The organism is Streptococcus huangxiaojuni (assembly GCF_040930515.1).
GTDB classification, from domain to species: domain Bacteria; phylum Bacillota; class Bacilli; order Lactobacillales; family Streptococcaceae; genus Streptococcus; species Streptococcus huangxiaojuni.
In genome coordinates this window covers 82048-103837 of the sequence record NZ_JBFQEG010000002.1, presented here as the reverse complement: position 1 = coordinate 103837, position 21790 = coordinate 82048, and the positions used below count along the sequence as shown (strand labels likewise).

Here is a 21790-nt window from a genome sequence, read left to right as displayed (position 1 = left end):
ATGCGAATTCAACAATTACACTATATTATCAAAATCGTAGAAACGGGAAGCATGAATGAGGCTGCCAAACAGCTTTTCATCACTCAGCCCAGTCTTTCTAACGCTGTCCGGGACTTGGAACGCGAGATGGGAATTGAGATTTTTATCCGTAATCCTAAAGGGATTACTTTAACCAAAGATGGTGTTGAATTTCTCTCCTATGCACGTCAAGTTGTCGAGCAGACGGCTCTTCTTGAGGAACGTTATAAAAATAAAGAGACGTCGCGGGAACTTTTCAGTGTATCGGCACAGCATTATGCCTTTGTGGTCAATGCTTTTGTTTCTTTGCTTAAAGGAACCGATATGACTCAGTACGAACTCTTCCTTCGGGAGACCAGAACCTGGGAAATTATTGATGATGTTAAGAATTTTCGCTCAGAAATCGGCGTTCTCTTTTTGAATAACTATAACCGTGATGTCCTGACAAAATTGCTGGATGACAGCCATTTGCAGTATACTACTCTCTTTAAAACCCGCCCCCATATCTTTGTCAGCAAAACCAATCCGCTGGCCGGCAGAGAAAAAGTAACAATTGAAGATTTGGAAGACTTTCCCTATCTCAGCTACGATCAAGGAATTCATAATTCTTTTTATTATTCTGAGGAAATCATGTCACAAATTCCCCATTCAAAATCTATTGTGGTAAGTGACCGGGCAACCCTTTTTAATCTCTTAATCGGACTTGATGGTTATACTGTTGCTACCGGCATCTTAAACAGTAATTTAAATGGTGATAATATCCTTTCTATTCCTTTGGATGTCGATGATGAAATTGAAATCGTCTATATCAAGCACGAGAAAGCCAACTTATCTAAAATGGGTGAAAAATTTATTGATTACCTTTTGGAAGAAGTACAGTTTGATGGTGTTTCATTGGAAGATGATGAGAGATAGCTTAAGTAATTTTTTGAGATTAGGTAACTGTCCTTGTCTCCTTTTATTAAAATAGTCGAAACGCCCTTAGCCTTGACAGACTAAGGGCGTTTCAGTATTAAAAAAGTTTGGTTTGTGAGGACTTTTTAGGTAAAGACCGCAGCCATAGCCTAATATCAGTCTTCACTGTCAGCAAGCAAGGTTTCCAGTCCTACTGTCATCATGTCAGTAAAAGTTGTCTCACGTTCCTCTGCTGTTGTGTCTTCCTCAGGGTGAACCAGACTGTCAGATATCGTCATAACTGCCAGCGCCTGAACATGGTAACGAGCCGCTAAATAATAGAGAGCAGCTGCTTCCATCTCAATGGCCTTTACCCCGTACTCACCTAACTTCATATTGCGCTCAGGCATGCTCGAATAGAAAACATCTGATGATAAAACAGTCCCCACATGGCTTACCAGTCCTAAATTTTCGGCAATATGGTAAGCCTTATCCAAGAGCGTAAAATCAGCAATTTGCGGAAAATCATATTCAGGCCAGTCATTGCTTATTATGCGAGAATTAGTTGCTGCGGCTTGGGCTAACACCAATTCCCGTACATGGACATTCGGATCGATAGAGCCTGCAGTCCCCACACGGATAAGTTTTTTGACCCCATAATCGCGAATAAGCTCATTAACATAAATGGAAATAGAAGGCATCCCCATCCCTGTACCCATTACAGAGACAGCCTGTCCTTTATAGAAGCCTGTATAACCCAGCATACCTCGGACAGTATTAAAACAAGCTGCTTTCTCTAAAAAGTTTTCGGCAATAAATTTAGCCCTTAATGGATCCCCAGGAAGAAGGATTTTATCCGCAATCTCACCTGATTTTGCTGCAATATGAACTGACATCTGCTTCTCCTATACTATAATTCTACCAAGATTGTTTTAATCAAATTTTTAAAATCGTGTTTAATCTGCTCAGTCACTGCAACCACTTCTTCATGATTAAGCTCAGACTGAAAGCCGGCCGCAAAGTTAGTAATAGCTGAAATTCCCAGCACTTTCAGACCAGAATGGGCAGCTACAATCACTTCCGGTACAGTGGACATACCAACTGCCCCGGCACCTAATGTTTTAAAAGCCAAAATTTCGGCCGGAGTTTCATAAGAAGGGCCGGTAACCCCAAGATAAACCCCCTCAGACAGATTAAGCCCCAGTTTTGCGGCTGCAGCCTGAGCTGTCTGGCGGTACGTCTTGGTATAGGCATTTGACATATCCGGGAAACGCGGACCAAACGAATCAAGATTGGCACCAATCAACGGATTATTCCCAGTCATATTAATGTGATCGGTAATCAGCATCAGGGTTCCCGGGCCATAGCCAATCCCCCCTGCTGCATTAGTCACTACAATGCCTTGACAGCCGAGAGCCTTCATCACCCGAACCGGAAAAGTTACAACTTCTAAACTGTTGCCTTCATAAAAATGAAAACGCCCCTGAAGAGCCAAAATTTTGCGGCCGGACAGGTTGCCATAAACCAACTTCCCAGCGTGCCCAGCTACAGTAGACTGTCCCCAATTAGGAATATCAGAATAATCCAATACAATCTTCTGCTCTATTTCTTCTGCTAAACTTCCCAAGCCAGACCCCAGAATCAATCCAAACTCAGGATTGACCATCCCTTTGGATTCAAGAAAAGCTTGAGTTTCTTTAATCTTTACCAATAATGACATAACTCCTCCATAAGATACAAAGACCGTTTAAAGCTCACAGCAAAAATGGCGGTAAGCCAGAAATCTGTGATTTCGTAGGCGCACCCCTGCCAGAACGACTAGAAAGGTGCGGTCGACTGTTAAGGCGACAAAGCTTTCAGACGTTTATGGCTGCCCAATTTGAAATCAAGTCTAAACTTAGCCTTGTCTTCTTTGCACAGCTCTTAGGCCGCGTTCAATTCACAAGATACAAAGCCCGTTAAAAGCTCACAGCAAAAATAGGAGCCTGACCGCTGAGTCACTAAAGACTCGAGGAAGGGCTATCTTTTTTGCAAAGAGCTTAGAGCGTGTTCAGTTCAACAAGATACAAAGGTCATTAAGTAGTGAAAAACTCTGCCGCTAATCTCTTATTCTGAACTGAACCTGCTGTAAAAAAACTAGATTAAGTTTTTCAAAAACGACTCCCCAATCATTGCCTTTTCAACGCCAAAATTATCTGCAATTGTCGCTGAAATATCTGCAAAATGCCCAATCGGAAGCACTCCGCTTCCTGTTAAAGACGGACTGTAGGCTAAAAGCGGAACGTATTCACGTGTATGGTCTGTGCCGGCATATGTTGGATCATTACCGTGATCAGCCGTAATAAGGAGCAAATCCCCCTCTTTCATTTGATCCATGATTTCAGGAAGACGTTGGTCAAATTCCTGCAAACAATCGCGATAGCCTTCTGGATTACGTCGGTGGCCATAAACCGCATCAAAATCCACCAAATTTGTAAATGAAAAACCTTGTTGGAACTCGGGTAGGGCCATGGTCTTCAGCAGCGTATCAATCCCATGATTGTTTGATTTATTATGTCCCATGTCATAAACAATGCCTGAGCCGTTAAAAATATCATTGATTTTACCCACACCATAAGTCGCTATACCAGCATCAGCCAAGTGGTTAAGAACCGTAGGTGCAAAAGGTGAGACAGCATAATCACGGCGATTAGCAGTACGGGTAAAATGGCCTGGTTCTCCAATATATGGACGTGCAATAATCCTTCCCAGAAGGGCAGGGCGGGTAAGCGTAATAGACCGTGCATACTCACAAATCTTATAGAGCTCTTCCAGAGGGATAAGGTCTTCATGAGCCGCAATTTGTAGAACAGGGTCTGCCGATGTATAAATTATAAGTTCGCCGGTTTTTAACTGCCGCTCGCCAAAATCAGCAATAACTTGTGTTCCAGAATAAGGTTTATTAGCCTCACGGATAACTTTTCGCCCAGAAAAAGCCTCAATCTTAGTCAAAATCTCTTCTGGGAATCCATCCCAAAACGTATCGAACGGTTCAGTAATATTGAGTCCCATAATTTCCCAATGGCCTGTCATTGTATCCTTTCCCAATGACACTTCTTCCAACTTGCTGGCATAGCCGGATGGCTCCTTCTCAGCCGGAACTGTCTTTAAATGCGAAGGACGCGGGATAAGGCCTAAGCCAAGCTTAGCCATGTGCGGAACCTCAAGCCCTGCATTTTCAGAAATATGGCCCAATGTATCTGACTGGCTGTCCGGTGTCCCTGCATTAAAAAAATTGCCTGAGTCCGGAGCTGCACCAATCCCCACAGAATCCAAAACAATAAGATGAATACGCTTAAATTTTGACATTTGATACTTTCTTTCTAATTTTATTTTTTAGGAGCATTTAAATGTTTAATCCCATCTTTACCAGCAACAATGACTTGATCAACCATACCATTAAACAGTCCGTGTTCGACAACACCGACTGTGTGATCAAGACTGTCAGCCAAAGCCTGAGGATTTTCGATCCTTTTTAAATCGAGATCGATAATATAATTTTGCATGTCTGTGACAAAACGCTCGCCCTCATACTCTCGAAAGGCTGGTTGGTAACCTTGATCCTGAAAATGTCGAAAAAGACACTCAGCGCCATACTGAACAACTTCAATCGGCAATTTAAAGGAACCAAGCTTAGTAACAAGCTTTGTCTCGTCCACAACCCAAATATATCTTTTTGTGAGCGTAGCAACTATTTTTTCCATAAGCAAGGCACCGCCGCCACCTTTAATGCCATTGAAATCAGAATCGACCTCATCTGCTCCGTCAACAGTCAAATCAATCGCCCTTACAGTATTGATATCTTTTAAGGGAATCCCTAAACTCTCAGCCTGGGCCGTCGTCTGACTGGATGTAGTTACACCAGTAATTTGAAGACCGTCTTCCTGTACACGACGGCCGATCTCATCGACAAAATGACGAGCTGTTGAGCCGGTCCCAAGACCAATAATCATCCCATCCGAGACATACTGAGCAGCAGCAATACCTGCTTGTTTCTTAAGTTCCTCCATATACCCTCCTTACACCAAGATACAAAGGCCGTTAAAAGAGCAAAGCAAAAATGGCGGTAAGCCAGAAATCTTTGATTTCGTTTGCGCACCCCTGCCAGAACGACTAGAAGGGTGCGGCAGGCTGTAAAGACTGCAAAGCCTTCAGACGTTTACGGCTAGCTAACTTGAAATCAATTCTAAACTTAGCCTTGTCTTTTTTGCAAAGAGCTTAGCCCGTGTTCAATTAACAAGATACAAAGATCATAAAAAGCAAGGCCTTATCATGTATTCAAATGACTCTTTCCCAATAAACTATTATAGCAGGTTATAATGAAATTGAAAACATTTTCTTATTTAAGACATAAGACTCCTAATGATTTTCTCTGCCTTATCAGGTTTACTGTATCCTGTGCAGAACCTATTGCAAATAATTGCGCCTAAATCCAGTTTGCGTTACAATAAACCTATGACTATCACTAATGATTTTGACACAATTGCTGCAATTGCGACTCCTCTAGGGGAGGGAGCCATTTCTATCGTAAGACTTTCTGGCAGTGAAGCACTGCCTGTTGCCAGAAAGGTATTTAAAGGAAAAGATTTAGCTGCCAGTTCTTCTCACACCATCCATTATGGCCATATCGTTGATCCGCAGAATGATGCTGTATTAGATGAAGTTATGGTCACTGTTATGCTGGCGCCAAAGACTTTTACACGTGAAGATGTTATTGAAATCAATACGCATGGCGGTATCGCAGTTACTAATGAAATTTTACAGCTTATTTTACGGCAAGGCGCTCGGCTGGCTGAGCCGGGCGAGTTTACAAAACGCGCCTTTCTGAATGGCCGTGTTGATTTAGCTCAGGCAGAGGCTGTGATGGATTTGATTCGTTCTAAGACAGACAAAGCTATGCATGTAGCGGTAAAACAGCTCGATGGTTCCTTATCCCAGCTTATCAATGACACCCGTCAGGAAATTTTGAATACATTGGCTCAGGTTGAAGTTAACATTGATTATCCAGAATACGATGATGTTGAAGAAGTCACAACCGCCTTGATTCGTGAAAAAACACAAGAATTTCAGCATCTTTTGGAAAATCTGCTGCGGACAGCCCGTCAAGGCAAAATTCTGCGGGAAGGTTTAGCAACGGCCATTATCGGGCGTCCTAATGTTGGGAAATCCAGTCTCTTAAATCAGCTTTTGCGGGAAGATAAGGCTATTGTAACAGATATTGCCGGAACAACCCGAGATGTCATTGAAGAGTATGTCAATATAAAAGGTGTTCCGCTTAAACTAATTGATACTGCAGGCATTCGTGAAACCGACGACTTGGTCGAAAAAATCGGTGTTGAACGTTCGAAGAAAGCTTTGCAAGAAGCTGATTTGGTCCTTCTTGTTCTTAATGCATCGGAAAAACTGACCGACCAGGATCGTATGCTGCTGGATTTGAGCCAAGACAGCAACCGGATTGTTCTGCTCAATAAAACTGACCTCCCTCAGACTATTGAAATAGAGGAACTACCAGCTGATTACCTGCCTATTTCGGTCCTGAAAAACCAAAATACAGAGCAAATTGAAGAACGGATTAGTCAGCTCTTTTTCGATAAAGCTGGGTTTAGCGAACAAGATGCCACTTACCTCTCCAATACCCGCCACATTTCCTTAATTGAAAAAGCACTGGAAAGCCTACAAGCGGTCAATGAGGGATTAGAGATGGAAATGCCGGTTGATTTACTGCAGGTGGATCTGACACGGACCTGGGAAATTTTAGGTGAAATCACAGGAGATGCAGCTCCTGATGAGCTTATCACCCAGCTTTTCAGCCAATTCTGTTTAGGTAAATAAATTAAATCTATACTAAAAAAGCGAGAGGTCTGCCTCTCGCTTTTACATTACAATGCTTTACATTTTTTATCCGGCTGAAAAAATACGGACTGGCCGGACAGCTCATTAATCATTTTTAGATTTTCCGACACGGTTTCTTTTAGATTTTAAGGCCATGCCTAGAGCAAGGCTGACAGCCGCAGTGCCAAAACCAACCAAATAAGCCTGATTCTTTTCTCCTGTTTGAGGCAGAGCTGCCTCCTGCTGAGCAAAGGCTTCTGTCTGGTAATGTACGGGAACAAAACTATTACCTTCTTTCTTAGCAGTCCAAGCAGTTTTTGAAGGATCTGTGTTTGTAGCTATTGCAGCTCCGCTATCTTTTGGAATAGCGACGATTTCAACATAAAAGTCATACTGATCAGTAACCACTTTCAGCAGACGACCTCTACTTGCTTCAACAACCCAGGTAGAAATATCATCTGACAGAGCTGTACTAAAGTCAGAAGATATATCAATAAAGATCCCTCCAGTGCTACTTACCAGCGGCATATAAACATCCTGATCATAATTTCCGGCAATAACTGTAGCGCTGATATTTGCTGCATTCAAGGCCTGAATTGTCGATTCCAGACTTGGCGAATCGTTCAAGTAATCGATATCTTCATCAGTAATTAATATAACAAAACGTCTGGCGTTAGGATCTTCAGACCAGTCATAATTTCCCGGTGTTGCGATATAAGTCAAAGGCACAGTCGCTTCCTCAAACCCACCGGCTGTAGTAATAGCATCTAGAGCAGCGATAAACTGTGCAACATCACTGGTAAAGTATGAGCCACCAAAATCAGCATAATTGATATCTTTGTTATATTCATAATCTGCCAAACCCAGTCTGACTGAAACACTCCTGTTTTGCAGGCCATTTACAAAGTTCCGGACATTTGTCTTAACTTGATCAATGTAAACGTCCATAGAGATAGAATGGTCGATGACAAAAACAATATCAGCATTGGTTGTTTCAGTCTGTCTGATCTGATCAGCCTCTTGAATAAACTCTTCTGTGCTCGTCTTAGTAACTCGTTCATAGATGGTATAGCTGTAATTGTCATCTTCACTGTTCGAAGTTGACTCCGTTACCGTCACACTTGGATTGGGGTCAGCAGGTGTTTCGGCAGGGTCGGCAATACTGGTTGTGCGAACAGTAATCGTGTTTTCAGCTTTACTGACATTACCTTCTTCACTGGCAGTCACGCCGCTCTCTGTGACAGAAACATCAATAACATCTCCGGCAGCAGCGTTTTCTTCTGCCACAACAGGGACTGCTGCTTTTTCAGCAATTTCTGCTGCTGCAGCTTCAACAGCGCCGGTATCAGTTTCTGCAACTACAGATGAAGCAGTTTCTGACACAGCTGTTTCCTCTGCAGCAACCTGTCCCGCTGCTCCAAAAACAAAAGCAACCGTAACTGAAACCAAACCGATTTTCAGCTTTCTAAAAGCAAAACGATTTTGTTTATCCAAAACTTTTTTCATTTTCAACTCCTCTAATCTGTTTTATATAATTTTTATATAAAAATAAGGAAGGGAAACAGCTGAAATATTCAGCTGCAACCTGCATAAGAAAGATAATCTGCTTAAAAAATCACATCTGCAAAGATAAAGAGGGATGTCACCATTTACATTTTGCCAATTGTCATTTAACAGACTCTGTAAAAACTATGCCCTCATTCTAGCACTTAAAAATCAGAAATTCAAGGGCATTTGCGGAATTATTTCAGAAAATACATAAAATTAATAATAGTCTTATTTTTCTGAATACTATTCTCTTAAGTGCACTCCATTTAAAATGAAAAAGAAGGCTTACAGCCTTCTTTTTCACTCTTATTTTATCAATTCATAAATGGCTTCAGCATAAATAGCTGCCGCTCTGTACAGGTCATCAACATTGGCAAATTCATTAGCCTGATGCATAGTATTCTCATAGTCAGGAAACATAGCACCATAAGCTACACCGCGTTCCAAGAGACGTCCGAAAGTTCCGCCCCCGATAATCTGCTCATGTCCCTTGAGACCGGTCTGTTTCTCATAAACTCTAAGCAACGTCTCCACTAAAGGATCTGAAGGCGGCAGATAGTGGGGTTCATGCAGATGTTCACTGACTGTTACAGCTTTCGGACCATCTATCTTAGTTAGCTGCTGATAAATACTTTCTGAACTGACCCCCTGCGGAAAACGGAAATTAAGAGCGATCGTATTGTCATCAGCTGCTTCAGCAAAGCGAAAAACTCCGGGGTTCATGGTCAATGCTCCCATTTTGCTATCTTCATAAGCAAGACCAATCTTTTCACCATAATAATCTAAATGCAAAACCCGACCGGCTGTTTTTAGAAAATCACCGGCCGCTCCGCCAAAGGAAAAACGTGATAGAAAACAAGCCAGATAAGTCGCTCCATTAACACCGGCCTGCGGAGACATTCCGTGTGCAGATTTTCCAATTACAGTTACCATAATCTGATCACCATCTTGACTAAGGTCTGTCTGCAGATTATTTTCGGCAGCAAATTGCTGTAATTCGGACTGAATTTCGGTAAAACTAAGACTTTCTGAAGAAAAAACAGCTCGGGCCGACTCAGGAACCATATTTTCCCGCAGGCCTCCCTCAAAAGAGTGCAGAACAAAACCACTGCCGTTACTGCCGGAAAAATGCAGATACTGTGTGATATTGCCTTTTTCACCATTGATAATTGGAAACTCTGCATCTGGTGAAAAACCAAAGTCCGGCTTTTTTACACCGCTGTGTTTAAAATAATAATCCATATCGGCCCAGCCGGATTCTTCGTCTGTCCCTACAATAAAACGGACTTTTTTCGAAACCGGCAGCCCTAATTCTTTAATTACTTTTAATGCATAATAACAAGCCACAGTCGGCCCTTTATCATCAGAAGCGCCGCGAGCGTAAAGTTTGCCGTCTTTGATTACCGGTTCATATGGATCCGTTTCCCAGCCGCTGCCAGCAGGAACAACATCTAAATGGGCAAAAATTCCTAAGACTTCTTCACCCTGACCGTACTCGAAATGACCGGCATAGTTATCAATGTTGCGACTTGTATAGCCATCGCGCTCCGCCATAGCCAAGAAAGTCTCCAAAGCCCGAACAGGCCCGGGACCAAATGGATGCTGCGCATCAGCCAAACTGTCATCACGTTCGGAATTAATCCGCAGCAAGCTAAATAAGTCTGCCAGCATATCATCGCGCCGCTTTGCTATTTCCGCCTGAAAATCAACTGCCATATCCTTTTTGCCTCTTTCTAACGTTTTTCAATGATTTCATCAACCGGCAAGCGATAGCTGGGCTCCGGCTTAAAGTCACTGTAACCGGCTGTAATCAAAAGTTCAGGGCGAAAGCGCTGATCAATTTCCAAAACAGCCTGAACCTCTTTTTTATCAAAACCAAGAATAATGTTTGATGCAATGCCCTGATCAGTGAGCGCCAGCACCAAATTCATGGCCACAATACCAGCATTGACTGCCAAAAACTCTCCCTTAGTTGCTTGATCAAACTGAGCATAGCGGGCGGGCAGAGATTCCATATAATAGCTGATCATATCATCAGATAAGTTCTTACTGCCGATTCGAGCAATTTTGCGGGCTCGCTGCTGCAAATCGGTATCTGTGAAAAGAGCGATAACACACTGGGCTTCTTCTACTTGTTTTTTATTCAGAGCAGGCAGCTTTTCAGCCAGCTTCTCTTTTTTCTCCTGCACCAAAACAAACTTCCAAGGCTGAATGTTATGGGCACTGGGTGCTAAGGCAGCAATTTCAATGGCCGTCCGCACGTCTTTGATATTGAGTTCCTTGTCATTAAAGGTTTTAATAGCATGACGTTTCTTGTTCAATTCTAAAAATTTCATAAACCGATTTCCTATTCTAAATAATTTACTCTCTTATTTTACCATAAATAAAAGAAAACTAGCTGATTAGTCCAGTAGGAAAATACCACTGCCCATCCTGACAAAAACAGCACCTGCCAAATAACCGAAAGGCAAAAAGAAAGGCAGGACAGGATAACTGTAAAATGTCATCAAACCGCATCTCTATTGGACAGCATCTTTAAAAAATTAAACGACTTGTGTAACAATAGCATCAGTCAGCAGAGACAGCTCTCTCTTGCTTCAATGATTCTTTAATATTTAGGGCAACATTTCTTGGAACACCGCAGTTGACAATGTCATCAAGACTGGCCTGCTGAATATTATGCAGACTTTTAAAATGTTTTAACAGGAGCTGCTTGCGCTTAGGTCCGAGACCGGCAATGCCATCCAGTTTTGATGAAAAAGAATTTTTTGATCGGAGCTGTCTGTGAAAAGTAATGGCAAAGCGGTGAACTTCATCCTGAATACGCTGCAGCAAAAAAAATTCTTCAGAATTTCTCGGCAGTTCAACCACAGCCAAAGGTTCACCAAAAAGCAGTTCGTGTGTTTGGTGTCTGTCATTTTTCTGCAGACCGGCAATCGGGATATCCAATTCCAGCTGATTGGTAATAACATCGCGGGCAACATTAACCTGCCCTTGGCCGCCGTCAATAATAATAAGATCCGGAGGTGTCAGCCCTTCCTTCATAACACGGCTGTACCTGCGATAGATAACCTCCCGCATACTGGCATAATCATCCGGGCCGACAACCGTTTTTATCTTGAACTTACGGTAGTCTTTTTTACTTGGTTTCCCATCTACAAAAACGACCATGGCGGCAACCGGATTGGTTCCCTGAATATTAGAATTATCAAAGGCCTCAATTCGAACAGGTTTAGGAATATTCAGTAAATCCCCAATGTTTTCAACTGCCCCGTGTGTCTTCTTCAAATCTTTTTCCAGCAAATCAAATTTTTGCTGCAGACTGACCCGTGCATTTTTTACAGCTAGGTTAACCAAATGCTTTTTTTCTCCCCGCTGAGGTTTGATGACCTTACTGTCCACAACTGCTTTCACCAGTTCTGAATCAATGTCTGAAGGAATAAAAATTTCTTTGGGAATGAAATGTTTTTTGTCTTGGTAAAACTGCCCAATGTAGGTTAAAAAGTCTTCTTCGGCCTCATTGTAATAAGGAAACATGTTAACATCCCGCTGAATCAGCTTCCCTTGACGGACAAAGAACACCTGAACACACATCCAGCCCTTGTCCACTGCATAGCCGAATATATCGCGGTCTATCATATCCTGACTCATAACACGCTGTTTAGTCCGCAGCGTGGCGACAGCCTGAAGTAAGTCGCGGTACTCAGCCGCCCGTTCAAACTCCATAACTTCTGCTGCTTTTTGCATTTTATCTTTAAGATTATCAACAATCTGGTTGTTATGGCCATTAAGAAAACCTTTAACATCCTGAGCCATATCGAAGAAATACTGCTGACTTCTATGACAGACCGTATGCGCCTGACATTGCCCCAAATGGTAATAAAAACAGACCTTCTCAGGCGGATTCTTGCATTTTTTAAAAGGAAAAATCCTATCCAGGAGACGCTTAATTTCCGTTGCAGCTCCTGAGTCAGGATAAGGGCCGAAATAGAGCCCTCCGTCTTTTTTAACCTGACGGGTAATCAGCAAACGCGGATAGCGCTCATTGACTGTAATTTTGATAAAAGGGTAGGATTTATCATCTTTCAGTCTGATATTGTATTTAGGTTTATTTTTCTGAATCAGATTGATTTCAAGCAAAAGAGCTTCGGTGTTAGAACCTGTTACAATATACTCAAAATCAGCGATTTCAGATATCAGAAGTTCGGTCTTTGTGTTGTGGCTGCCGTGAAAATAGCTGCGCACACGGTTTTTAAGATTCTTAGCCTTTCCCACATAGATAATCGTGCCGTCTTTATCCTTATGAATATAACAGCCGGGACTGTCGGGCAAGAGCTCCAATTTATGCTTTATCAGTTCATTCATAGCTTTATTATACCACCACCCAAAAAAATTATCTAACACTACCTACAATATACTATTATAACAAAGCACTATCCCAAAAATAATTCTTCTTCAAAAAACAACAACTTACTATATATTTTTACTTCTTTCTACATTTTTTGGTTAATTTTTGGTTACTTCATTCCTGAAAATCTAACTCTACTTTACTTAGTTTTTTAATACTATTTTGCTGCATTGTCTGAGTTACATGAGTATAAACACCAACAGTTGTAGTTTCATCGCCATGTCCAACACGCTCCATGATTTCTTTAATGCTAAAACCCAACTCTGTAAGCAAACTAATGTGGCTATGTCTAAATACATGACTGCTCAATCTAAAACTATCCGGTTTACCCATCTTTTGATAATCAAAATACCTTTTTATATAAAGATTAAAAGAATTTAATAATATAAAATCACCATCATCATTACAAAACACCAATCCTTTATCTCCATTTGAAAATCTCTGAAGCCTCTTCAACAACTCCAATACTCGATCTGTAAAATAAACATCTCTATAAGCATGTATCGTTTTTGGTGTTGTAATACGATTCTCTTTTCGTCTCGCCCCTCGAAACAAAGTATGACTAATATGGATTACTTTATTTTCCAAATCAATATCAGACCAGCGTAAAGCCTGTGCTTCGCCTATCCTCAAACCAGTCAAATATAAAAATTCAACTAAAATATTAAAAACCTGATTTCCACCATTTTGATAAAGTTCTTTAAGATAGCATTTCATCTGCTCTTGCGTTAAATACTTCTCCCGTTTCTTTTCCCTTTCTTCATAACTAACTTTCACTCTCGGTAAAACTACTCGATCCATAGGATTATCAGTAATATAGCCAACTGTCAATGCATATTTAAAAAATAATACCAAATATGTTTTGACTAAATTACGGTAAGACGAAGACCACTTCTGATTTATTAAATAACTCTGCAGATCACTTGATTTTACTTTAGCGATATTAAATATACCAAACTTTTTTATAAACGATACTAAAATACCAACTTGCGTTGAAAAGGTACTAGGTTTCAACTCCATCTTACGAATAAGCTGCCACTCATCAAATACCTCTTTCACACTCCCGCTCTTTCTTCGATAAACATTATTATACTTCTCAATTTTGGCCTCTAATCTTCTTTTAGCCTCTGCTTGAGCCGCTCTTGTCTTCGAATTAAGAGTAATCGAAACTTGCTTCCACTTTTCCTCTTGCTTATGCCAATATTTTTCATAATACCGATATTTACCATTATCTAATCTTTTAAAAAACATATATACTCCTATTTCTAGCAAGCATATTTTTTAGTTAATGCCTACATTATATCACTTAAATTTATTCTCTTCACACCATCTTAAATACAAATAAAATCCTTTAACATTTATCATAGTCATCCTTGTAGATGGCCGCAACAAAATGTTCTTAAACTTTTCATTTTTACTTACTAGCAACAAATATTTATTAAGAGTTGCTATTTTAAAATAAGGAAAATAATTTTCAATCAATTCTGTTTTATTCACCATCTTATCCGGAAAGTTATTGATATCTTCTTTCATCCTTTTACTCCTCATTCATACACAAAAAACAGGCACTAATCCAGCACCTGTAAAATTACAATAAACCATACCCTTCATTGCAAAAATGAATTTCATGTCATGATTCCACTTCTTTATCATTTTCTAACAACCACTTTTGTCTCCCTAACTCATAAAGAACGGCAATCCTAAAATCATCAATATCACCAATCCTTTTATCATCTTTCCAAACGGAAAAACAATACCAATAGGCACCATCAGTCGTTATATTTTGCCTATACATTTCTTCAATGGATACAACTTCAACCTCTATTTCACCACCAAGAACCGATCCAGCCGTAGCAGAATGTCTGCCATTATAAACATAAAGTAAATCCAGTTCCTTGTAATAATAGCCATCATGTGTCCTATTCTGTTTAAATCCTGTTTTTCTTACTTTGAAGAAACTATCTATTAATGAATTAGCTTTCCATGTTGCAATATAAGCCCATTCATCTAATAGCATCTTTTTAACTTTACCAGTTTTTTGAGTAGGATAAATCATCTCAGCTCCAATAGCAAATGGATCTGGTAAAAAAAACTCTTCAAAATCTTTTCCCCAAAATGCACTGAGTTTTTTACTGCTCACCAAATCAATTTTAACTAATGTTATATAATAATCAAGAAAGGCTAATTGTTCTTCTTTACTATCTGAAACCAACTTATTACTTCTGGCCATTCCTTCTTCAAAATATCTCATCGCCTTATTATAAGCCATTCGTTGACGAAATAAATCCTTTGTCATTCTTCCATAGGTTGATCTCTTGGATAAATTAATCATAACTTGCAACCACTTTGCCATCAATTTCATGTAAACAGTATAACATATTATTAATGACACCTTCCGTTATTTTACAAAGTTCCAAAATATCTTTCAACAAATGACAGCATTCAATATAGTCTCCAACCTCACTATATATCTTAAAGCGAGTTAAAAAATTAAGATATAATAATGATCTGCCATCTACAGCTGTTTTTTCAACTTCAATATCATCTTTATTTTTTAATAATAACTCATAACAGTTCTTTAAACAGCAAAACGCTTGATTTTGATTATCATTATCAATCACTTCACTTAATTTATCACTAAAAATACTATTCAAATTCATCTTCTTTCCCCCAATATTAAACCTTACAACTAAAAAAGACCTGCACTTCCTACAGGTCTATTCTAATTTTTGTCTATTAAAATAGACATTTTTTATTTTGTCTATTTTCAACCAACTACTTTTTATTGCTCAAACAATGGAAATATTTTAATAATAGCCATTAATCCTATTAGAAATTTCAAAATATCTATCAACATAATCAGTATATTCATGGAATAACTCACTAATATCACCATATCTGATTTCATCCGCAAATACTTCTAAAATTAATTCTTCATTTTCTTTATAAAAAGAATAAGCTTGTATAAAATCCCAATACCAATAATATTCATTTTCATCACATGTATAGATATCACCACTTAAATCAGTTATTGATTTATCATTTTTACAATAAAACCATTTCCTACTATTAATCATACTAAGGATAATATCATCAAATAATCTCAAAGTCCTATGATCACCCTGTAAAATAACATGTTTATCCATTAAATTTCCTCCTACTAGCTATTCATAATTCATTATTTCTTCTTCTCTACAATCATCTAAAAAAAATCCTAAACGATTATAAAACTCAATGCTAAAACGATCTTCATAATTATAAAGCAACTCATCAATATCTTCCGCAACAGTTGGTAAATCTCTGAAATCTTTCATTGAATAGCTTAAAAAATCTAATTGAATAGATTGAATATCTGAAATAAACTCTTCTAATGCCTCTTTATCTTCTTCATCTCCAAAAGAAGATAGAAAATCAAGCACTTTCTTTTGTGTTTCATTTTCCAAACGCCAATTTGTTATCTTCTCCGATAACCATTCAGCTATTGTGTCATTAAATGTACTAGAAACACGATCAACATTACCCTCAAAAACAAGAACAACATCTAAATGCTTATCAAATTTTCTCAAATCTAACCTTGAAACAAAATCAAATTGTACCCGAACGTCCCATAAACGAGTTGTCCGATTATAAAAAACATCATAACTCAAATCATTATACTCTGTTTCATCTACTGCATATTCCGAAATAAAATCCAATAAATCATCATATTTATCATCATTTGCATCAATATAATCAGATAACTCACTGAGAAGATAATCTTCATCAAAGGCAACCGAACGAAGACCATCGTCATATTCATCACTTCCAACCCATTCTTCCCAAGCAGAGATATGATAAACTTTCATTTTTTCTCCTCCAAAATAAAAAAGCCATGATTTCAATCATGACTTCACCCCAATGATAAAACTAATTCACCTTCAAGATAAGGAACTTCACAATCCATGGTAACATCTTCGAATTCATCTCCATCACCCCAAGCAATTGAGTAACCATTATACTGCAAATACACTTTACTAAAGGCACCCTCATCTTTCAAATAATGAAAAGCTTTTATTGTCCTTATATCTTCCTGAACATTATAGATAAATGTTTTACCATCCTCATAAGTAACCTGAATACAATAATTAGCCAAAGCCTTTACTGCAATTGCTCTCACTCTCATATTAAAACCGCCTTTCAAAAATCAGATTGCCACAAAGTTTCTAAATAATCCTGATGGTTTGATAAATATAGCTGCACTTCTTTAAACTGTTTACGAGGCAATTTCCCTCCCGCTAACTGTTCCCCATCAAAAGCAAAAGAATAATCTTCGTCTTTATATAAAACATGAACATGAGGACGATTATGCCCCTTCTCTCTATTATTCATATAAATTCTCAATCCATTATTAAGATATATCGTTGGCACTATTATACCACCTTTCTAAACAAAAAGAAAAGCCATGATAATCCATCATGACATACGTTTATTTTCCTCAATAATTCTTTTATTCTGTGATAAAATAAAATCATATCTAGGCTTACTTAGCTTTTCATCAACAATAGCTATCGTTTCAGGAGTATCTACTATGCCAATTAAATCTCTTAGACACTCAATATCTTCTCTTAAATTAGCAAAAAAATCGAGCTCAGCTATTTTTAAAGATTCTATTCTTTCATCACTCATTTCACGATATTTTGATTCTGACGTCAAAAACAACGCTTTAATTGATTCTAACATTAATCCCTCTCCAAAATCTGCTTACTATAACACTTTATACAAACTAATTAAAGGTAATGAATCTTCACCATCAAAAATTTACTTTAAGAAATTCTTTAAAACTCTTAACCCAAATAGGAATCTCTTTAATTGCAAACCGGTGTAAATCCACTGCCGTCTCAATATTATTAATTGCCTCTACCAATTCATCAACAACACATGAAAGTTCATCACTTATTTCAAATGTTAGTCCTCTTGGATCTAAGGTTTCAAATGCAAAACCCATCATTGAATGATTTTCTAATTCTTTTTCTGTAAAAGCTTTTACAAGTTCTTCATCATAATGACTAAGAATAAACTCTCTGCTTCTTCCTAAAGAATAAATCACTAATTTGATATATAATTGTTCTTTCGTTGCCATTCCTTACCTCACAGATAATCAAGCCTTTATTTTCCTCATTATCTTTTTAAAGAAACCAATAATATTTTCTTTAAAACTCAACCATAAACCAGCCATAAAAACAACTAGACCTAATAAAATTAGTCTCAAACTATCATTTTCTCCTGTCTCCGGAAGCGTCACTTTTTCTCCAGAAAGTGTAGTTGCTGAATAAGTCCCATCTTCATTTGTATCTACTCCCTCAAGCTCAGACATATTAGCTTTTGAGCCATCTCCCAATGTTGCAACACCTGCCTGGATATCCGTAATAGCAAGACCACTAGCTAATACTACTGGCTGATTTACCGTCACGTCTTGCACAATTTGCCCAGTTACCAGAGAAGTTGTACCAACCTGACTAGCGCCTGCATCATAAGCTACTTGAGCACTTACATTAGGATTATTAGTTGGTGTTGTCTTATCAATATCTACAACAATCACCGAACCATCAGTTGTAGGAACTTCAACTGTACCTTCTTGAGATTCTTCCTGTTGCTCAGCCGTTTCTTGCGGTGTTGACGATTCATCATCCTTCCCATCTGTTTCTAAAGGCTCTGATGGCTGAGATGATGAAGTATCAGGCGTCGAAGGTGTATCAACTGTAATTCCCGACTCATCATCAACAGGCGTTGAAGGAAGCCCCTCATTATCTGAACCAATAACTGCACCCGAATCTTCACCGCCTGTTGGCTCAGGTGTGGGTGTCGAAGGAGTATCGACTGAAATACCAGAATCTCCTGTTTCCGTCACCACTTCCGTTTGTGCCTCACCGACAGTCACCTCATCCGCAAAAGCAGTTAAGCCTGTGCCTGATAAAATCAAACTTGAAAGTGTCACCATTGTTAAAATTTTTTGTTTATTCATTATTTTTCTCCTTAAAATTAATATTGTATTCCTGTCGGAATACCGTGTAAACTAGTGATTTCCAACTGTTCCGTCCCCGTCACATAATTGCCAACAAGGGAAAGATTATCTGAACCCGATTTAACCAAATCTACTGTAAACTGATAAACATTATCATTATCACTGGCATAAACCATTACAGTATCCCAATCAACTGTATAACCGGCTAAAAACATAGCTACTACCGTCTGTGCCATAGAACGTTTGGTAATAGCCAACTTATCCTGATAAGTAACAGCAACCTCTGACTGCTTCTTCACCGTCCTTAAATAATCAAATGCTGTGTGCAAAGAAGCCGCCACAGCAGCTGTTTCCTTATCACCCAAAAGACTATCATTCCTTTCCAAAGTTTCCTCTGCCTCATCTCTTGCTGAAAAAAATGATTGTTCATCCGAATTCGATGAAATAACACTAGATTTTTCAGATACCGATGAATCATTTCGCAGTCGTGTTTTTTGTTTGGAACAAGATCTTAAAGCCATAAAACCAATTCCAAGAACTAAAAGTAATAAAGTTACCACTATTTTCTTTCTCATCTTTCCCCCTTTCAGACAAAAATAAAAAAGCCATGATTTCTCATGACTTTCTTCTAGTACTTAAATTCCTATCTTTTCACGAATTTTGTGCTATAACGCCCATTCCAACACAAATTATCACAACACAAACCGATTGTAAAATAGGATTACTAATAAAAACAATAGTAAAAATAAATGACACAAAAATAATTAATGTTAATCCAATAAGCACCCAAAAATCTTCAGCATCATAAATATGTCTCCTCGACTTCCAAAACCAATAAATAAACAATAATCCTATAAGAATTAATATAACAGACCAACCTAAATAATTCCAAGAAGCACCATTTTTATATAGCACAACTTCAATACTGTTTAAACCTTCTAATTCTTGATTGAATTGCTTTAACTTATAATTATGAAAAATAACATCAATAATATATAAAACAGTAAAAATTATTTTCTCGCCCAATTTCAGTAACCCCTGACTTATTTTTTCTCTGAATGTCGTTCTTTACTATATTCTTTCATAAAAAGAAGTTTCTGTTTTGTATTAGCCAATCCATTATAAAGAATAAATAGCAAAATACTTAAACTAATAGCTATTAATAAAAAAATTTTTGATACACCTTTAATGATAATAAATGCTTCAACATCATTATATAACTCAAATGAATGAATTATGACATCATACAAAAATTTCCCTAAAAAACCTAAAGTCGCAATAATTACTCCAACTAAAAAATAGGTTAAAATCTTATTCCATTTACTATATTTTGTTTCCAAATCAACCTTTATGTCAACTAACTCATCATCCGTTTTAGTTTTTAAATAGGCCTTATAATCTTTATAATTTGTTTTACCCATTGCCTTTATCTTAATGAGATTAACCTTCAACCTTTTAACCAAGTAAATTCCTCCATTACTAACTAACAACTAATCAGTCTTGCTTCCAGTTAGCAAATATAATCAATACTTCGTAATACTATCTTACTAAAAACTCATTATATCAACTGTTAAACCAAAAAGCAAAAATACAAACCTCTCACTTAACTGATGAAGCATTACTTACAATGCTATACCCTGCTTGCGATAAATCATAAAATGTCCAGCCACTGCCATACTGACTTGTTGGCACATAGCGATAAGACCATGTATACTTGCCATAACCACCATCTTCACCTGAAAGAGAAGAATAATTTTGTTCAACAACCAAAATATCACCATTTTCAAACACATGAGATACAAGCCCTGTATGCCCAGCACTATTTCCTGCACTGGATGGCGTCTGACTAAAGACCGCACCGGCAGTCGGTGTACTAGATGTTGAACCGCCAAATTGACTAGCCCAATTTCTGGCAACTGCCTCACCATTACCATTTGTCATAGTCGGATGACTCCCATCCTTCTCCCAGATGGCATACATAAGACTAGCCGAAAGATCAGTACACTGACCGCCAGACCAAGCAATAGCATTCCATCCTCCAGCTCCTCTAAATGTTAAACCAACACTAGCAGGATCAAGAGCGTATGACTTCAAATCCTCTGGCAAATCATCACGAGACCAAGCATTATAAGCCCCATAAGACACTATACCGCCATCAGTCGACCATTCACCAGAACCGCCACCAGAAGAACCTGAATGAGAACATTTAGAAGTTTTACTGCTAGTAGAAGTAGAAACAGTCTTATTTTCTGATGAATCACTATTTGAAGAATCTGTAGAACCAGAACCAAAAGCTGCATCAAATTTTTTCTCATCATATGAATAACTTGAACCGTTGAATAAATCATAGGCTGTTTGGGCATCCGTCTGTTTCTGAGACTGATTGATGTGAGCGACACTCCCCCGTTCATAAGCTTGCCAAACTAAAGTAGCCTGTTTCGGATCTGTCATCTGAGCCATTTCCCGGAAACTATGATTGCCACCGGTCAAATCCATAGAAGAATTCCAATCTCCACCTAAAATAGCCTGAGCTACAAAGGTATTTTGAGCATCAACATCAAGCCACTTACTATCGCCCGCAGCCGCAAATTTGGTATATGGAGTGAATTGGTAAATACCTCCCCCACCACCAATAGGAATAACTCCTGCAGAAAGTCCATTTGTCGCAACATCTGAGCCATAATAGCCTTGTGCACGGTCAACTAAAGAAAAACCGCCTTCAGAATTAACCCAGCCCACAATACCAGAAGCAGAAGCTCCACTCAAGCCTTTTGATACCCAAGAATCAAATACAGCTTTAGCATTGTTATAAGCTGTTGAGCCTTCTTTAGTCCAATCACTATCCGAAGCACCAGAACTAACAGTAGATACAGCAGTTGAAGTTGTGCTTTCTGAAACAGAACAACTATTGCTAATTGTGCTATGAAACAACAACGTTGCAACAAGTATAAAAAATACAAATGGCAGCAACAAAACACCAAGACAGCCTATGTATTTTATCTTTTTGAGCTTTTTCTTCTTCCTCATCTATCACCTCATTAAAAAAACAC

Annotated in this window: 25 protein-coding genes; 2 read left to right on the top strand and 23 right to left on the bottom strand. The window is 38.5% G+C overall.

Annotated features, from left to right (window positions below; genetic code table 11):
- The gene (locus tag AB3329_RS02010) at window positions 1–933 is read left to right on the top strand and encodes a LysR family transcriptional regulator (protein ID WP_368394074.1); all 933 of its coding nucleotides are present in this window, start codon (window positions 1–3) and stop codon (window positions 931–933) included.
- Window positions 934–1088: 155 nt separating this feature from the next.
- Here the strand turns inward: AB3329_RS02010 and deoD are convergent, their stop codons facing one another.
- From deoD to rpiA, 4 genes are all read right to left on the bottom strand, one after another.
- Window positions 1089–1808, bottom strand: a complete 720-nt coding sequence (deoD, locus tag AB3329_RS02005; protein WP_368394073.1) for a purine-nucleoside phosphorylase — start codon at window positions 1806–1808, stop codon at window positions 1089–1091.
- Between the two features lie 14 nt (window positions 1809–1822).
- Window positions 1823–2632: a purine-nucleoside phosphorylase gene (locus tag AB3329_RS02000; RefSeq protein WP_368394072.1), complete on the bottom strand. Its 810-nt coding sequence runs from the start codon at window positions 2630–2632 to the stop codon at window positions 1823–1825.
- A gap of 416 nt (window positions 2633–3048) precedes the next feature.
- On the bottom strand, window positions 3049–4260 hold the full coding sequence (locus tag AB3329_RS01995; protein WP_368394071.1) for a phosphopentomutase: 1212 nt from the start codon (window positions 4258–4260) through the stop codon (window positions 3049–3051).
- Between the two features lie 20 nt (window positions 4261–4280).
- Window positions 4281–4961 (bottom strand): ribose-5-phosphate isomerase RpiA, encoded by a 681-nt coding sequence (gene rpiA, locus AB3329_RS01990; protein WP_368394070.1) that lies wholly within the window; start codon window positions 4959–4961, stop codon window positions 4281–4283.
- 445 nt (window positions 4962–5406) lie between these two features.
- Here rpiA and mnmE point away from each other — a divergent pair, with 445 nt between their 5' ends.
- Complete coding sequence (gene mnmE / locus AB3329_RS01985) at window positions 5407–6783, top strand: tRNA uridine-5-carboxymethylaminomethyl(34) synthesis GTPase MnmE (RefSeq protein ID WP_368394196.1); 1377 nt, start codon at window positions 5407–5409, stop codon at window positions 6781–6783.
- A gap of 105 nt (window positions 6784–6888) precedes the next feature.
- Here the strand turns inward: mnmE and AB3329_RS01980 are convergent, their stop codons facing one another.
- The 19 genes from AB3329_RS01980 to AB3329_RS01890 all read right to left on the bottom strand — a co-directional run bounded on the left by AB3329_RS01980 (window position 6889) and on the right by AB3329_RS01890 (window position 21767).
- Window positions 6889–8289, bottom strand: coding sequence for a VWA domain-containing protein (locus tag AB3329_RS01980; protein ID WP_368394069.1), 1401 nt, complete (start codon window positions 8287–8289; stop codon window positions 6889–6891).
- A gap of 348 nt (window positions 8290–8637) precedes the next feature.
- Window positions 8638–10047, bottom strand: coding sequence for a dipeptidase PepV (gene pepV / locus AB3329_RS01975; protein ID WP_368394068.1), 1410 nt, complete (start codon window positions 10045–10047; stop codon window positions 8638–8640).
- Between the two features lie 17 nt (window positions 10048–10064).
- Window positions 10065–10667, bottom strand: coding sequence for a nitroreductase family protein (locus AB3329_RS01970; protein ID WP_067062369.1), 603 nt, complete (start codon window positions 10665–10667; stop codon window positions 10065–10067).
- Between the two features lie 232 nt (window positions 10668–10899).
- A complete protein-coding gene (gene uvrC / locus AB3329_RS01965; protein WP_368394067.1) occupies window positions 10900–12696 on the bottom strand; it encodes an excinuclease ABC subunit UvrC in 1797 nt (598 codons plus the stop codon).
- A 157-nt stretch (window positions 12697–12853) separates the two neighbouring features.
- Window positions 12854–13990: a tyrosine-type recombinase/integrase gene (locus tag AB3329_RS01960; RefSeq protein WP_368394066.1), complete on the bottom strand. Its 1137-nt coding sequence runs from the start codon at window positions 13988–13990 to the stop codon at window positions 12854–12856.
- A 51-nt stretch (window positions 13991–14041) separates the two neighbouring features.
- Window positions 14042–14272: an excisionase gene (locus tag AB3329_RS01955; RefSeq protein ID WP_368394065.1), complete on the bottom strand. Its 231-nt coding sequence runs from the start codon at window positions 14270–14272 to the stop codon at window positions 14042–14044.
- 97 nt (window positions 14273–14369) lie between these two features.
- A complete protein-coding gene (locus AB3329_RS01950) occupies window positions 14370–15092 on the bottom strand; it encodes a DUF6710 family protein (RefSeq protein ID WP_368394064.1) in 723 nt (240 codons plus the stop codon).
- Window positions 15064–15399: a hypothetical protein gene (locus AB3329_RS01945; protein ID WP_368394063.1), complete on the bottom strand. Its 336-nt coding sequence runs from the start codon at window positions 15397–15399 to the stop codon at window positions 15064–15066. The genes AB3329_RS01950 and AB3329_RS01945 overlap by 29 nt, the downstream gene beginning before the upstream one ends.
- A gap of 147 nt (window positions 15400–15546) precedes the next feature.
- Complete coding sequence (locus AB3329_RS01940; RefSeq protein WP_368394062.1) at window positions 15547–15885, bottom strand: hypothetical protein; 339 nt, start codon at window positions 15883–15885, stop codon at window positions 15547–15549.
- Window positions 15886–15903: 18 nt separating this feature from the next.
- Window positions 15904–16584, bottom strand: a complete 681-nt coding sequence (locus AB3329_RS01935; protein WP_368394061.1) for a hypothetical protein — start codon at window positions 16582–16584, stop codon at window positions 15904–15906.
- Window positions 16585–16628: 44 nt separating this feature from the next.
- The gene (locus AB3329_RS01930) at window positions 16629–16901 is read right to left on the bottom strand and encodes a DUF2442 domain-containing protein (protein ID WP_368394060.1); all 273 of its coding nucleotides are present in this window, start codon (window positions 16899–16901) and stop codon (window positions 16629–16631) included.
- A gap of 14 nt (window positions 16902–16915) precedes the next feature.
- The gene (locus AB3329_RS01925; protein ID WP_116878640.1) at window positions 16916–17146 is read right to left on the bottom strand and encodes a DUF4160 domain-containing protein; all 231 of its coding nucleotides are present in this window, start codon (window positions 17144–17146) and stop codon (window positions 16916–16918) included.
- Window positions 17147–17191: 45 nt separating this feature from the next.
- A complete protein-coding gene (locus tag AB3329_RS01920; RefSeq protein ID WP_368394059.1) occupies window positions 17192–17458 on the bottom strand; it encodes a hypothetical protein in 267 nt (88 codons plus the stop codon).
- 70 nt (window positions 17459–17528) lie between these two features.
- The gene (locus tag AB3329_RS01915; RefSeq protein ID WP_368394058.1) at window positions 17529–17858 is read right to left on the bottom strand and encodes a hypothetical protein; all 330 of its coding nucleotides are present in this window, start codon (window positions 17856–17858) and stop codon (window positions 17529–17531) included.
- Window positions 17859–17876: 18 nt separating this feature from the next.
- Window positions 17877–18740 (bottom strand): LPXTG cell wall anchor domain-containing protein, encoded by an 864-nt coding sequence (locus tag AB3329_RS01910; protein ID WP_368394057.1) that lies wholly within the window; start codon window positions 18738–18740, stop codon window positions 17877–17879.
- A gap of 17 nt (window positions 18741–18757) precedes the next feature.
- Window positions 18758–19315: a hypothetical protein gene (locus tag AB3329_RS01905; RefSeq protein WP_368394056.1), complete on the bottom strand. Its 558-nt coding sequence runs from the start codon at window positions 19313–19315 to the stop codon at window positions 18758–18760.
- 76 nt (window positions 19316–19391) lie between these two features.
- Window positions 19392–19766 (bottom strand): hypothetical protein, encoded by a 375-nt coding sequence (locus tag AB3329_RS01900; protein ID WP_368394055.1) that lies wholly within the window; start codon window positions 19764–19766, stop codon window positions 19392–19394.
- A 17-nt stretch (window positions 19767–19783) separates the two neighbouring features.
- Entirely contained in the window at window positions 19784–20203 is a 420-nt protein-coding gene (locus tag AB3329_RS01895) for a hypothetical protein (RefSeq protein WP_368394054.1), read from the bottom strand.
- Between the two features lie 136 nt (window positions 20204–20339).
- Window positions 20340–21767: a phage tail tip lysozyme gene (locus AB3329_RS01890; protein WP_368394053.1), complete on the bottom strand. Its 1428-nt coding sequence runs from the start codon at window positions 21765–21767 to the stop codon at window positions 20340–20342.
- Window positions 21768–21790 lie beyond the last annotated feature (23 nt).